A 13,644-nucleotide genomic window follows, 5' to 3' on the forward strand; every position below is an offset into this window, starting at 1 on the left:
CTTTTTCTCAGGTTTCGAACAGCTATGGTCGGGAGACGCTCGCCATCGTGGGGGGGGGGATAATATTATTCTAATTTAATTGATATATTCAATTCCAAAGTATAGCCTCTATTATTTGTAAAATTCTCCTTAGTAAAACTTATAATATAATTATCTTTCTCCATCGAAAAAGGAGTTTTTTTCAACCAATTATTTATTTTAATAGAATCACACTTTATTGAATTAAGCAATAAACCACTAAATACCTTTAAGATAACTTCTTTTGTAGATTCCGATATGGATACATTATTAATATAAACTTTTAATTTTAAATTACCAACAATTTTTTCATCTCCATATATATAATATGTAATCATATCTGAAAATGAATTTTCTTGATCTATTAGTAATGGCCTACTATACGCCCACCATCTATTATCATAGCCAGGGTGATAGTCAGTCATTATAATTTTGTCATTTTTAAGAAAATTTCTAGCCAAATATGGAGACCAGCCTTTCTTTGAAGGAACAAAAGGAGGATTAGATTCTACACCTTTTAATTTCTTTATGTTACATACACTTCTTTCTAAATCTTCTTTATCTCTTATTTGGTAGATTCTAATATTTCTATTCCATCGTCTTAAATAATCAACATTAAACTTAAAATATTTTAAACTTAACTTTTTGGCATACTCAAATAAACCATTATCATTAAAATATATTTTCAAAGATGCAAATACTCGTTCATACTCCATATATATAGATAAAAAATACAAAAAAGGAATACATATTAAAGAAAGGATAGATGGCAAAAACAACTCTAGAATGTTGCCCCATAAAGAATTTGCATCAAATAACAAAACAGATAAATATATTGAATGTAAAAAATATATCACAATCCATAAACTGAGTATTATATAAATAAAACAACTTATCTTTTTATTGTTTTCATTTAATGAATTGCATTTGATATATAAAAATAAAAACGTTGAAAAAGGTATCATAATAACCTCTATTAAAAAAGAAAAAGAATAAAGTTCAAGAACAAATATCAAGAATACACCAACATTAATATTTTCTTTTAACAATGATAAGAAATAATCCTTTTTGTCCTCAACTTTACTAACACCAATAACCATTGTGATTATTGAGGTTGAAAACCATACTAAAGTCGTTTTTATATTATTCTATTTCCAGACTCCCACTTCATATAAAATAAATACACCAATACTCATCCATATAGCAGCTAGGGCTATTACAAATAAAATCTTTTTATTGAAAAAGCAATCTATTACATTATAAAAACCATCTCTAATATTCTTATGAAAATAAAATAAATATGTAAATAAGATCACCATCCATATTGCAGTTGCTAATTCTCTATTGTTAATATCCATATTAAAAAATTTGCCTTATTGAATTGAATTTAATTTTCACTAAATTTTTTTAGAATGTTCCAATCGTATTCAAAACCCTCTTCTCCGAAACCTGATACTTCGTCCCCAACTGCTGTGCAAATAAACTCACACGCAATTCTTCGATCATGTACCGAATCTCTGCCACTTCATCAGAAATCGGTTTAGATTTCGGGAGTTTGGCGAGCAACTGTTGATAAGCCTGTTGAACCTGTTCCACGCGTAACATTGCCGCACGATCGCGATTCACATCTTGCGAAAGTTTGTCGATGCGTTTATCAATGGCTTGTAAATAACGCAGTAAATCCGGTAGGCGATGGTAACCGCTCTTTTGCACAAAACCTTGATACACCAAGCCGCTTAATTGAGACTTAATGTCCGATAAGGCAAACGCCATGGTGAAATCCATTTTGCCTTTCAGCCGTTGGTTTAATTGATGGGTGAGCGTGAGGATTTGCTCTACTTTTTGTGCAATATCCACGGTGACATCATTGAGGTTTTCCCGCACAAAATCGCGCAGTTTTTCAAAGCCTTCTTCGTTCCACACAAAACCGCCGAAATCCGCAATAAGTTTATCCACGGCGCAGGCGATGCAATCGTCAATCAAATCCATTACGCGACCAAACGGCGTGAAATAAAGCCCGAGTTTGGATTTATTCGGCAATTTTTCGTGCAGGTATTTAATCGGCGACGGCACGTTGAGCAGTAATAATCGACGCAGACCTTGTTGCATTGCCACCGCTTGCTCAAATTCCGTTTCAAAGAGTTTCACACCCACGGCATCTTTTTCATCGACGATTGCCGGGAAGGCTTTGACGCTGAAACCCTGTTTTTTCTGCTCATAAAATTGCGGCAGGTCGGCGAAATTCCAAATGTGCGCACCGCTTTGTTCAATGCCGTCGTCCGCCACCGCAGAAATGCTTTCCTGCACACGGTCTTTCAGCTCAAATTTCAGCGCGTCCAAATCCATAGATTCGGCGATTTTCTTGCCTTTTTCGTCCACCACGCGGAAGGTCATTTTCAAATGGCTTGGAATTTGCGCCCAGTTCCAATGTTCCGCTTCCACCGTCACGCCCGTCATACGGCGTAATTCATAAATCAGCGTATCCAACAGCGGTTTTTCCAACGGCACGGCGCGCCCTAAAAAGGCTTGGGCGTAATTCGGCGCAGGCACGAAATTACGGCGGTAGGATTTCGGCAAGGATTTAATCAGCGCAATCACCAACTCTTCACGCAAGCCCGGAATTTGCCAATCGAAGCCAGTCATTTCCACTTGATTGAGCAAAGGCAACGGAATATGCACGGTCACGCCATCTGCGTCGGTACCCGGTTCAAATTGATACGTGAGCTTGAGTTTTAAATTGCCTTGATGCCAGAAATTCGGGAAATCCAGCTTGCTGACCTGTTCCGCGTCATCATTAATCAGGAAAGAACGCTCGAAATTCAGCAGTTCCGGATCCTGTTTAGAGGCTTTTTTCCACCAGGTATCAAAATGCTTTTGCGACACCACGTCTGTGCCGATGCGTTGATCGTAAAATTCAAACAACGTGCGCTCGTCCACCAAAATGTCACGACGGCGGCTTTTGTGTTCCAGTTCTTCCACTTCGCGAATCAGCTGTTGATTTTGCTTGAAGAATGGGTGTTTCGTATTCCAATCGCCTTCCACCAGCGCCGATTGAATAAAGATCTCACGGTTCACCACAGGATCGATAGCACTGTAATTCACAGGGCGCGCCGCCACAATCGGCACGCCGTACAAGCTCACTTTCTCATCGGCAATCACCGCCCCGCGCGATTTCGACCAACGCGGTTCGGAATAGGATTTTTTCACCAGATGTTCAGCCAAAGGCTCAATCCATTCCGGTTCGATTTCTGCCACCATGCGCCCCCAAAGTTTGGAGGTTTCCACCAGCTCCGCCGCCATCACCCATTTCGGTTTTTTTTTGAAAAGTACAGAATTAGGGAAAATGGCGAAATGGGCGTTGCGCGCACCAAGATATTGTTGTTTTTCCGCTTCTTTCAGCCCGATGTGGGACAGCAAGCCGCTTAAAAGTGCGGTATGAATTTGCTGATATTCCGCTTTTTCGGAATTAATCGGCAAGCCCATTTCACGCACCGCAAGGCGAATTTGTTGATAAATATCCTGCCATTCGCGAATGCGCAGATAATTGAGAAAATCCTTTTGGCATTGACGACGGAACTGGTTTTTGCTCAAGGCTTTTTGTTGTTCTTGCAGATAATTCCACAGATTCAGGAACGCCAGGAAATCCGATTTTTTATCGGCAAAACGACGATTTTTTTCGTCCGCCGCCTGTTGTTTTTCTGTCGGGCGCTCACGCGGATCTTGAATGGAAAGTGCCGAAACGATGATCATCACTTCATAAACGCTGCCAAAATTGACCGCACTTAGCAGCATTTTTGCAAGACGTGGATCCACAGGAAGTTGGGCGAGTTGACGACCAATTTGAGTTAATTGACGTTTTTCACCAAACTTCGTTTTAACGGTTTCAAACGCCCCCAACTCTTCCAACAATTTCACGCCATCCTGAATATGCCGTTTATCCGGCGCATCCACGAACGGGAAGGCTTCAATATCATCCAAACCCAACGCCGTCATTTGCAAAATCACCGACGCCAAATTGGTGCGTAAGATTTCCGGATCGGTAAATTCCGGGCGATTGTTAAAATCTTCTTCCGAATAAAGACGGATACAAATGCCTTCGCTCACACGTCCGCAACGCCCTTTGCGCTGATTGGCGGAGGCTTGTGAAATGGGCTCAATAGGCAGACGCTGCACTTTGATGCGATAGCTATAACGGGAAATACGCGCGGTGCCGGGATCGATGACGTATTTAATACCCGGCACGGTGAGCGAGGTTTCCGCCACATTGGTGGCAAGCACGATGCGATTAAGCCCGCTCGGATGGAAAATTTTGTTTTGTTCTTGCGCAGAAAGGCGCGCAAAGAGCGGTAGGATTTCCGTGTGTTTTAAATTTTGTTTTTGTAGCGCTTCGGCGGTGTCGCGGATTTCCCGTTCGCCGTTCATAAAAATCAAAATATCACCGCGTCCTTCCGCTTGCAGCTCATCCACCGCATTTAAAATGCCTTGCAGTTGGTCTTGATCGTCTTCTTCCGCGATAGGGCGATAACGCACTTCCACAGGATAAGTTCTGCCGGAGACTTCAATAATCGGCGCATTATCGAAATGCTTGGAAAAACGCTCCACATCAATGGTTGCGGACGTGATAATCAATTTAAGATCAGGGCGACGCGGCAGGAGCTGTTTCAGATAGCCGAGAATAAAATCGTTATTCAGACTGCGTTCGTGGGCTTCGTCGATAATCAGGCAGGCATATTGGTTGAGAAAACGATCCGTTTGAATTTCCGCCAGCAAAATCCCGTCAGTCATTAACTTGATTTGGGTGTTGTCGCTGATTTGGTCGTTAAAACGCACTTTGTAACCGACCAAATCGCCCAGTTCCGTTTGCAATTCTTCCGCAATACGCACGGCGACGGAGCGGGCGGCAATACGGCGTGGTTGAGTATGCCCAATCATGCCGAAGTTACCTAACCCCAGTTCCAAACAAATTTTCGGCAACTGGGTGGTTTTGCCCGAACCGGTTTCCCCCGCCACCACAATCACTTGATGTTCGGACAATAATTTTTCTATTTCCGCTTTGCGTTGGCTAACAGGCAGACTTTCCGGAAAAACAATCAAATTTTTGACCGCACTTTTGCGTTGTTCTACGCGCAATTTGGCGAGATGAATTTGCTGTTCAATCTCTGCTGTCACCGCCTGTTGCGCATCTTGATTTTTTATTTTGCCAATGCCGTGAATGCGTGCGGATAAACGGCGTTTATCCGAAAGCATGACGTCATTCAGTTGTGTGAAAAGGGATTGTTGTAAAGGATTAAGTTCTTGTTTTATCGTTCTTTTATTCATTCTGATTTACTTTTGAAAGCGCCGTAAGCTAAACCAAGCCAGCCAATTAAAAATAGCGTGCCGCCGATGGGCGTGAACCAAACCATAAATTTACCTGCGCCGAGTGCGAGGGCGTATAAACTGCCGCTAAAGAGAAGGATTCCGAATGACCACGCGCCGGCGGCAACATTGGCGCTTTTGTTGGCGGCAAATGGTTCGCGACATAATTGTGCGATGCCGATTCCCATGATGGCGAGGGTGTGGAACATTTGATATTTCACACCGGTGTCAATCCATGTCAAGGCTTTCGCGTCCAAGATTTGGCTTAAACCGTGCGCTGCAAAGGCGCCGATCGTCACGCATAAAAAACCGCTCACGGCGGCAATCAATAACCATTTGTTTTTCATTTAAAATTTCCCTATTAATAATGCCAAAATCCCCGCCGCGATAAGCGGTCCCACGGGAATGCCACCGAGAAAAGAAACGCCGATAATGGTGCCGATAACCAAGCCGGTTACCAGAACCGGTTGTTCCCCCATGAGCGGAACGCCTTTGCCGGCAAGCCATGCCACTAACACGCCGACGCCAATGGCAACAAACATTTGCCAGCTAAAAAATGCCGACAAGCCAGGCAGTTGAATTCTGCCGGAAACCAACGGGCTTAGTACGCCGATGGTTAAAATTACGATACCGATGCTCAAGCCGTATTTTTCCAAATAAGGAATATATTTGGCGAGCAAGGTTCGTTGCATGATGAGCAATACGGCAGCGGAAATGGTGATGGAACTGTTGTGGCTGAGTACACCTAATAAAATTAAAATCACCAAAAGTAAGGCGATCGCGTTGAATTGAAACGACATATTGATCCTAAAGTGCGGTAAAAATTTGCGGTGAATTATAGCACAAACCGCCTGTTTTTCCCTGCGCTAAGCAGCAAAAAACCGCACTCCGGAAACCAAAGTGCGGTCATTTTGAAACGCGTTTTTACGCTTGTGGATGTCTTGCGGCAACCTCTTGTAATAAGGTTTTAAGCTCACCTTGTTGGTACATTTCCAACACGATGTCGCAACCGCCGATGAGCTCGCCTTCCACCCACAATTGCGGGAACGTCGGCCAGTTGGCGTAAGCCGGTAATTCAGCACGAATGTCCGGGTGTTGCAAAATATCCACATAACCGAACGGCACGCCACAGTTAATTAAGGCTTCGACTGCACGGGCGGAAAAACCGCAAGACGGGAATTTCGGCGAACCTTTCATGTAAATAAGAATGGGGTTTTCGCTAATTTGTTTTTTGATTTTATCTAAAGTTTCCATAACGTTCCTTGTGTTCATTGAAGGAAAAAAACGCGCGTATTGTATCACAAACAATTTTCCCCACCAATAAAGGCCTGAATGTTTGACTCGGGTATTTACCGGCTACTGCCAAAACGCCCTCGCCTCATCCATTAGGGCGGCAAGGTTTGGGGTAATGCTTCATTCAGCACACGATTTTGACTGATATAAGTTTGGAATAAACGTGACTGCCACAATCACAACAACTGCGATTAAAATATGCTATTTTTCATTCCTTATTATTAAATCTGACTACATAAAAAAAGACCTAAACTTTCGTTTAGGTCTTTATTATCTCTATTTGCTAACAATTAACAAATGAATTATTTAGTACCGTTAACAGCGATTTCTACGCGACGGTCATCAGCCAAACAAGCGATAAGCGCTTTACGACCTTTAACTGCGTCGCATTTGTTACCGGTAACCGGATTTGCTTTACCGTGACCGGTAGCAGAGATGGCTTGTTGAGAAACACCTTTAGATACAAGGTAGTTTGCTACAGTTTCAGCACGTCTTTGAGATAATTTTTGGTTGTAAGCGTCGGAACCGATACGGTCTGTATAACCTGCAACTTGAACATTAGCATTGTTCACTTGAGCGATTTCGCCGTAGATGCCATCTAATGTGTTTTGTGCTTGTGGTTTTAAATTAGCTTTACCGAATGCGAAAGTTACATCAGAGTTCAAACTGAATGTCTTTCTTACAACTTCAGGAGCCGGAGCAGGCGCTACACCTTGACCGAAACGGTAAGACAAGCCAACTGCTACAGAACCGATGTCCGGTGAATAATCAATTGTACGTGCAGAACGGTCGGCTTTTTCTTCTGCACGGCCTAAGTTACCTACACGGCTAACCCATTGATATTCTGCTCGTAATGCCAGTTCAGGAAGAATGGCATACTCAACACCACCGGCAAAAACCGGAGATACTTTCAAATTGTGATATCTATCAGGTTTATTGGCTTGACCAACTTTATAATCACTACGAATTAAAGCGGCACCAACACGTCCATAAACATCTAAGTTGTCCAATACGGGATAACTTGCCTTAAGGGCTAAAGTTGTACCATGAGCAGTATGTCTAAAGCGTTGAGCACCATTAACTTTAGCCTTAGAACGTCCAAAATATTCATAACCTGCTTCAACAGCGAAGTTATCTGTAATTTGATAACCACCGAAAACGCCGTAAGCCTCAGAGTTACGATTTATAGAAACTCCTTTCTGTTTAAATTGATTTAATCCGTGATGAGACGAAGCCCAACCGGCTTTTGCACCAGCATAGAAAGTGTTTGCTTGTGGTGCTGCCTGTGCTACTGTTGCTGCTGCTAAACCAGCGATAGCTAATGCGATTGCAGTTCTTTTCATTTTGATGATCCTCTATTAATTTAGTCATCTTTAATTTAAAACAGTATCAGCCGATACAGCTGAAAACCAACACAAGGACTTGTGTTACCTGTCATCTTAAACCGTTTAAGTAAAAAAGTGAAATTTTTTACAATTAACGAACTAAGATATTGTTTAATACGAAGTTGAATTCACCCCATATACTTTTAACAAATACATATCCCTTATGAAATGACTGTTTAAAAGTTCGGACATTATCCTACTAAAAAGCTGAAAATCAAACAACTTAAGTTTTTTTGATTATTTTTTAAACAACCTAACACCTTTCTAGTTCACTAATCAACCAATCTTAAGAATTTATTCAGTAAATTTAATATTTATTTGCCTTTTTCTACTGACAATATTCTGCATTTGTGTGCTAAGATTCGGTTACTTTCTACCGCTCTAACTAATAAAGCGTCATGCAAATACTACCTCGTTTAAAAAATGTTCCCCAGTGTTCTCCTTTGGTTAAAAATTATTTGAATGCTCTGTACCGACAACACTTTGAAGGCGATATTTCGTCTAATTATGCCGATCGTTTGAGCTTAGCCACCGACAACAGCGTTTATCAGCAACTGCCACAAGCCATTTTGTTCCCTAAAACCGTCGCCGATGTGGTACGTCTGACCAAATTGGCGCAACAGGAAAAATACCTTCCGCTGACCTTTACCCCCCGCGGCGGTGGCACAGGAACCAATGGGCAATCCATCAATAACAATATTATTGTGGACTTATCCCGCCACATGACGAAGATTTTAGAATTAAACGTCAAAGAACGTTGGGTGCGCGTGCAAGCAGGCGTGGTGAAAGATCAGCTTAATCAGTTCCTCAAACCGCACGGTTTATTTTTCTCGCCGGAGCTTTCCACCAGCAACCGTGCCACTTTGGGCGGCATGATCAATACGGATGCTTCCGGGCAAGGTTCCTTGCAATACGGTAAAACCTCCGACCATGTTTTGGGCTTGCGCGCCGTATTAATGAACGGCGAAATTCTGGACACAAGTGCGGTCAAATCTGATGACGTTTTTCATGCGATAGAAGAAAGTCATTTATCTGCCAACGGGAAAAAAATCCATCAGGAAATTTTCCAACGTTGCAAAGAAAACCGTGAACAAATCATTAATGATTTACCGCAATTGAACCGTTTTCTCACCGGTTACGATTTGAAGAATGTTTTTAACGATGATTTAAGCGAATTCAATTTAACCCGCATTCTCACCGGCTCGGAAGGTTCCCTCGCCTTTATTTGTGAAGCAGTGCTGGATTTAACGCCGATTCCGCAATATCGTACCTTAATTAACATTAAATACAGTTCCTTTGACGCGGCGTTGCGTAATGCGCCGTTTATGGTGAAAGCCAATGCCCTTTCCGTGGAAACCGTGGATTCCAAGGTGTTGAATCTGGCGAAGCAGGACATTATTTGGCACTCGGTGAAAGCACTCTTAACAGAAGAAGAGCAAAATCCGATTCTCGGCTTAAATATAGTGGAATATGCCGGCAATAACCAGGCGTTCATTGAAAATCAAGTGTCTCAATTATGTGCGACATTAGATCAAAAAATCGCCAACGGACAGGATCATATCATCGGCTATCAAGTATGTTCCGATTTACCTTCTATTGAACGAATTTACGCCATGCGCAAAAAAGCTGTGGGCTTGTTGGGTAATGCCAAAGGCGCGGCGAAACCTATTCCTTTTGTGGAAGACACCTGCGTGCCGCCGGAAAATTTAGCGGACTATATTAGTGAATTCCGCGCCTTGTTGGACAGCCATAAGCTGCAATACGGTATGTTCGGACACGTGGACGCGGGCGTGTTACACGTACGCCCGGCGTTAGATTTATGCGCTCCGGAACAGGTGAAACTGTTCAAACGGATTTCCGACCAAGTGGCGGACTTAACCCGCAAATACGGCGGTTTAATTTGGGGTGAACACGGCAAAGGTATGCGTTCGCAATACGGTGAAAAATTCTTCACGCCGGCATTATGGCGCGAGCTCCGTTACATCAAATTCCTGTTCGATCCGCAAAACCGCTTAAATCCGGGGAAAATTTGCACCCCGCTGGACAGCGAGCAGGAACTCTACTCTATTTTATCGCCGATGCCCGCCGATTTGGATCGCCAGATTCCTATTCAAATGAAACAGGAATTTATCGGCGCCATGAATTGTAACGGCAACGGCTTATGCTTTAACTTTGACGTGCACAGCGCTATGTGCCCGTCCATGAAAGTGAGCAAAAACCGTATTTTTTCACCGAAAGGACGCGCCGCGATGATTCGCGAATGGTTACGTTTGTTGGCGAATGAACAAATTCGCTCGGAACAGCTAAATTTCAAACAATCTAACGTGAAGCTCACGGATTTTGTGAAAAAAATTCAAAACAGCCGCAAAAAATGCCGTGGTGAATATGATTTTTCCCATGAAGTGAAAGCCGCCATGGACACTTGCCTTGCCTGCAAAGCCTGCGCCAGTCAATGTCCGATTAAAATCGACGTGCCGAGCTTCCGTTCCAAATTCTTCCATTTGTATCACCAACGCTACTTGCGCCCGATAAAAGATTATGTGGTGTCCAATGTAGAATTTATTGCGCCGCTGATGGCAAAACAGGCGAAATTCTTCAATTATTTTACCACGGCAAAAGTGAGCCAAAAGGCGGCGGAAAAATATTTAGGCATGACGGATTTGCCGTTGTTGTCCACGCCGAATTTGCAGCAGCAACTCATTCAAATCGGACATAAAAATGATTCCTTGGAAACACTGGAACGCCTAAGTGCGGTGGAAAAACAAAATGTTTTACTCATCGTGCAGGATCCTTTTACCTCTTATTATGATGCCAAAGTGGTTGCCGATTTTGTGGCGCTGACCGAAAAATTAGGCTTTAAAGCAGTGTTATTGCCATTCAAACCGAATGGTAAAGCACAACACATTAAAGGCTTTTTAACCCGTTTTGCGAAAACCGCGAAAAATCAGGCGGACTTTCTTAATCGCATGGCGAAGCTAGGCTTGCCATTGGTAGGCGTGGATCCGGCAATTGTGTTGTCTTATCGCGATGAGTATAAAGAAATCCTAGGGACAGAACGGGGGGATTTCCATGTACTAACCGCACACGAATGGCTAAAACAACAGCTTGATAACGGCACGTTGTTGCAGCACATGAAAAACGCCGGAAAAAATGACCGCACTTTTGAGCCGCATCAGTGGTATTTATTCCCGCATTGCACGGAAATCACCGCAATGCCGAACAGCGCAAAAGAATGGCAGCAAATTTTTGCCGCGTTCACTCAACAATTACAGGTTGAAAGCGTGGGTTGTTGCGGTATGGCGGGCACTTTCGGGCATGAAACCCAACACATCGACATGTCGAAAGCTATTTATGTATCTTCGTGGGAGCAAAAACTGCAAAATAGAAAACATGACTATTGTTTGGCCACCGGTTATTCCTGCCGCAGTCAAGTTAAGCGTTTCGCCCATTATCAACCAAAACATCCCGTGCAAGCCCTATTAACTTTATTTAAATAATGAGATCCCATGAGCATCTGGAAAAAAAATCTTACGTTGGAACAACTGAATGCGTTTTGTAAAAACTGCGCAGTAGAACATTTAGGCATTGAATTTATCGCCAAAGGTGATGATTGGCTGGAAGCACGAATGCCGGTAGATCGACGCACCACGCAACCCATGGGGTTATTGCACGGTGGCATTTCTGCGGCATTGGCGGAAACTATCGCTTCAACAGCCGGGTTTTGTTGTGTGGCGGAAAATCAGGTGGTGGTCGGGCTGGAAATTAACGCCAATCACTTGCGCGCCGTGCGTCAAGGCAATGTGTATGCCAAAACCACGCCCATTCACTTGGGCAAAAATGTGCAGGTTTGGCAAATTGACATTCGTGACGAGCAAGATAAACTATGCTGCGTTTCACGTTTAACTCTTTCTGTAATCACTCATGAATAAAGCAGCAAAAATCGGCGTCATCCTTGCCAATTTAGGTACACCGGACTCGCCTAATCCTAAGGATATTTCCCGCTACTTATGGCAATTTTTAACGGATCCGCGCGTAGTAGATTTGCCACGCTATAAATGGTTTCCGCTGCTCAAAGCCATTATTTTGCCTTTGCGCTCTAAACGTATTGCAAAAAACTACCGTGCCATTTGGACCAAACAAGGTTCGCCGCTACTTGCCATAACTCAACAACAGAAAGAAGCGTTAGCGATTTTTCTGCAACAACAAAACCTTAATATGGAAATCGAAATCGGCATGACTTACGGCAATCCGTCAATACCCGACGCGGTACAAAAATTAATAGATAAAAAAGTGGATCACATTATTGTATTGCCGCTTTATCCGCAATACAGTAGCACCACCACAGGCGCTGTGTTTGACTCCTTCGCTACGGCGCTGAAACAACAGCGTGGCATCGTGCCGTTCGATTTCATTCATTCTTATCAATTAAACCAAGATTATATTACAGCCCTGATTGAATCCTGCAAAGTGCGGTTGAAATCCGAAGAGTTTTTACTGTTCTCTTTCCATGGTATTCCGTTGCGTTACGAAAACACCGGCGATTATTACCGCACCCACTGTCAACAAACTGCCGCTGCTGTGGCGCAAGGCTTGGGTTTAAATGAAAAGCAGTGGGGGGTTACTTTCCAATCCCGTTTCGGTAAAGAAGAATGGTTGCAGCCTTACACCGACGATTTTCTCGCCGGTGCGGCACAACAAGGCATCAAAAATATTGCCGTACTCTGCCCGGGCTTTGCCGCCGATTGTTTGGAAACCTTGGAAGAAATCGCCGAAGAAAACCGCGAACTATTTTTAGCCAACGGCGGACAAAGCTATCACTACATCCCGGCGCTCAATGCCGAACCGGCGCATATCGAAGCGCTTGGTAAACTATTACTGAATATGATCGGCAAAATGAAATGCAATAATTGCAATGTGCCGAATATCAACGAAGTTCCGATCATTGAAGTGCAAACTTCAGGTCAATTAAGCAGCCGTTGCCATTAATGGCCGGTATTATATTTTTAATTCAATTTAGGAGAAAATTATGAGTAAAGTCACTTTAACAGGCACCCCTATTGATGTTGCCGGCACTTTTCCTGCAACAGATACGCAAATCGCCGATTTCACTTTAGTCAACAATGAATTGGCAGATGTGGCACTTAATAGCTTTGCCGGTAAACGCAAAGTCTTAAATATTTTCCCAAGTATCGACACCGGTGTTTGCGCCACATCGGTACGCAAATTCAATGAAAAAGCGGCAAATTTGGCAAATACCGTAGTGCTTTGCATTTCCGCCGATTTACCGTTCGCCCAAGCCCGGTTCTGTGGCGCGGAAGGCATTGAAAATGTCAAAACCCTTTCCACCTTCCGTAACCACGCCCTACACAACACCTTAGGCGTTGACATCACCTCCGGTCCGCTTGCCGGCTTAACGGCACGCGCGGTTATTGTGTTGGATGAAAACAACAACGTGTTACACAGCGAGTTAGTTTCTGAAATTAAGAATGAACCCAATTACGACACGGCACTTGCGGTATTAGCATAGTTGATCACATAAAAGTGCGGTAGATTTTTTCGGTGTTTTAAAAACACGTGGAAAATCTACCGC

At 43.3% G+C, this 13,644-nt stretch carries 10 protein-coding genes; 4 read left to right on the plus strand and 6 right to left on the minus strand.

Annotated elements, in window-relative coordinates:
• Positions 1-65: 65 nt before the first annotated feature.
• The 6 genes from A3CS_RS1000000112200 to ompA form a co-directional block, all read right to left on the minus strand.
• On the minus strand, positions 66-1,118 hold the full coding sequence (locus tag A3CS_RS1000000112200) for a hypothetical protein (protein ID WP_019518225.1): 1,053 nt from the start codon (positions 1,116-1,118) through the stop codon (positions 66-68).
• A 307-nt stretch (positions 1,119-1,425) separates the two neighbouring features.
• Positions 1,426-5,337: an ATP-dependent RNA helicase HrpA gene (gene hrpA, locus A3CS_RS0102990; protein WP_005588239.1), complete on the minus strand. Its 3,912-nt coding sequence runs from the start codon at positions 5,335-5,337 to the stop codon at positions 1,426-1,428.
• A complete protein-coding gene (locus A3CS_RS0102995) occupies positions 5,334-5,723 on the minus strand; it encodes a DUF423 domain-containing protein (protein WP_005547137.1) in 390 nt (129 codons plus the stop codon). The genes hrpA and A3CS_RS0102995 overlap by 4 nt, the downstream gene beginning before the upstream one ends.
• On the minus strand, positions 5,724-6,176 hold the full coding sequence (locus A3CS_RS0103000; RefSeq protein WP_005547136.1) for a DUF441 domain-containing protein: 453 nt from the start codon (positions 6,174-6,176) through the stop codon (positions 5,724-5,726).
• Between the two features lie 124 nt (positions 6,177-6,300).
• Positions 6,301-6,630: a Grx4 family monothiol glutaredoxin gene (gene grxD, locus A3CS_RS0103005; protein ID WP_005538743.1), complete on the minus strand. Its 330-nt coding sequence runs from the start codon at positions 6,628-6,630 to the stop codon at positions 6,301-6,303.
• Between the two features lie 341 nt (positions 6,631-6,971).
• Positions 6,972-8,012: a porin OmpA gene (ompA, locus tag A3CS_RS0103010; RefSeq protein ID WP_005547135.1), complete on the minus strand. Its 1,041-nt coding sequence runs from the start codon at positions 8,010-8,012 to the stop codon at positions 6,972-6,974.
• A 440-nt stretch (positions 8,013-8,452) separates the two neighbouring features.
• Here ompA and ydiJ point away from each other — a divergent pair, with 440 nt between their 5' ends.
• Genes ydiJ through tpx form a run of 4 tightly spaced genes read left to right on the plus strand, consistent with a single transcriptional unit; the run spans position 8,453 to position 13,581 of the window.
• Positions 8,453-11,551 carry a D-2-hydroxyglutarate dehydrogenase YdiJ gene (gene ydiJ / locus A3CS_RS0103015; RefSeq protein WP_080630344.1) on the plus strand — a complete coding sequence of 1,033 codons (3,099 nt, stop codon included), beginning with the start codon at positions 8,453-8,455 and terminating at the stop codon, positions 11,549-11,551.
• A gap of 9 nt (positions 11,552-11,560) precedes the next feature.
• Positions 11,561-11,983 carry a hotdog fold thioesterase gene (locus A3CS_RS0103020; RefSeq protein ID WP_005547133.1) on the plus strand — a complete coding sequence of 141 codons (423 nt, stop codon included), beginning with the start codon at positions 11,561-11,563 and terminating at the stop codon, positions 11,981-11,983.
• Positions 11,976-13,040 (plus strand): ferrochelatase, encoded by a 1,065-nt coding sequence (hemH, locus tag A3CS_RS0103025; RefSeq protein ID WP_005547132.1) that lies wholly within the window; start codon positions 11,976-11,978, stop codon positions 13,038-13,040. Before A3CS_RS0103020 ends, hemH begins: the two co-directional genes overlap by 8 nt.
• A 40-nt stretch (positions 13,041-13,080) precedes the next feature.
• The gene (gene tpx, locus A3CS_RS0103030; protein ID WP_005547131.1) at positions 13,081-13,581 is read left to right on the plus strand and encodes a thiol peroxidase; all 501 of its coding nucleotides are present in this window, start codon (positions 13,081-13,083) and stop codon (positions 13,579-13,581) included.
• Positions 13,582-13,644 lie beyond the last annotated feature (63 nt).

This window comes from Aggregatibacter actinomycetemcomitans DSM 8324, assembly GCF_000372365.1.
Lineage (GTDB): Bacteria > Pseudomonadota > Gammaproteobacteria > Enterobacterales > Pasteurellaceae > Aggregatibacter > Aggregatibacter actinomycetemcomitans.

What these genes read in the sequence shown, in the direction of transcription:
- A3CS_RS1000000112200 (WP_019518225.1), bottom strand. Translation starts at nt 1,118, where the DNA reads ATGGTTATTGGTGTTAGTAAAGTTGAGGACAAAAAGGATTATTTCTTA.
- hrpA (WP_005588239.1), bottom strand. Translation starts at nt 5,337, where the DNA reads ATGAATAAAAGAACGATAAAACAAGAACTTAATCCTTTACAACAATCC.
- A3CS_RS0102995 (WP_005547137.1), bottom strand. Translation starts at nt 5,723, where the DNA reads ATGAAAAACAAATGGTTATTGATTGCCGCCGTGAGCGGTTTTTTATGC.
- A3CS_RS0103000 (WP_005547136.1), bottom strand. Translation starts at nt 6,176, where the DNA reads ATGTCGTTTCAATTCAACGCGATCGCCTTACTTTTGGTGATTTTAATT.
- grxD (WP_005538743.1), bottom strand. Translation starts at nt 6,630, where the DNA reads ATGGAAACTTTAGATAAAATCAAAAAACAAATTAGCGAAAACCCCATT.
- ompA (WP_005547135.1), bottom strand. Translation starts at nt 8,012, where the DNA reads ATGAAAAGAACTGCAATCGCATTAGCTATCGCTGGTTTAGCAGCAGCA.
- ydiJ (WP_080630344.1), top strand. Translation starts at nt 8,453, where the DNA reads ATGCAAATACTACCTCGTTTAAAAAATGTTCCCCAGTGTTCTCCTTTG.
- A3CS_RS0103020 (WP_005547133.1), top strand. Translation starts at nt 11,561, where the DNA reads ATGAGCATCTGGAAAAAAAATCTTACGTTGGAACAACTGAATGCGTTT.
- hemH (WP_005547132.1), top strand. Translation starts at nt 11,976, where the DNA reads ATGAATAAAGCAGCAAAAATCGGCGTCATCCTTGCCAATTTAGGTACA.
- tpx (WP_005547131.1), top strand. Translation starts at nt 13,081, where the DNA reads ATGAGTAAAGTCACTTTAACAGGCACCCCTATTGATGTTGCCGGCACT.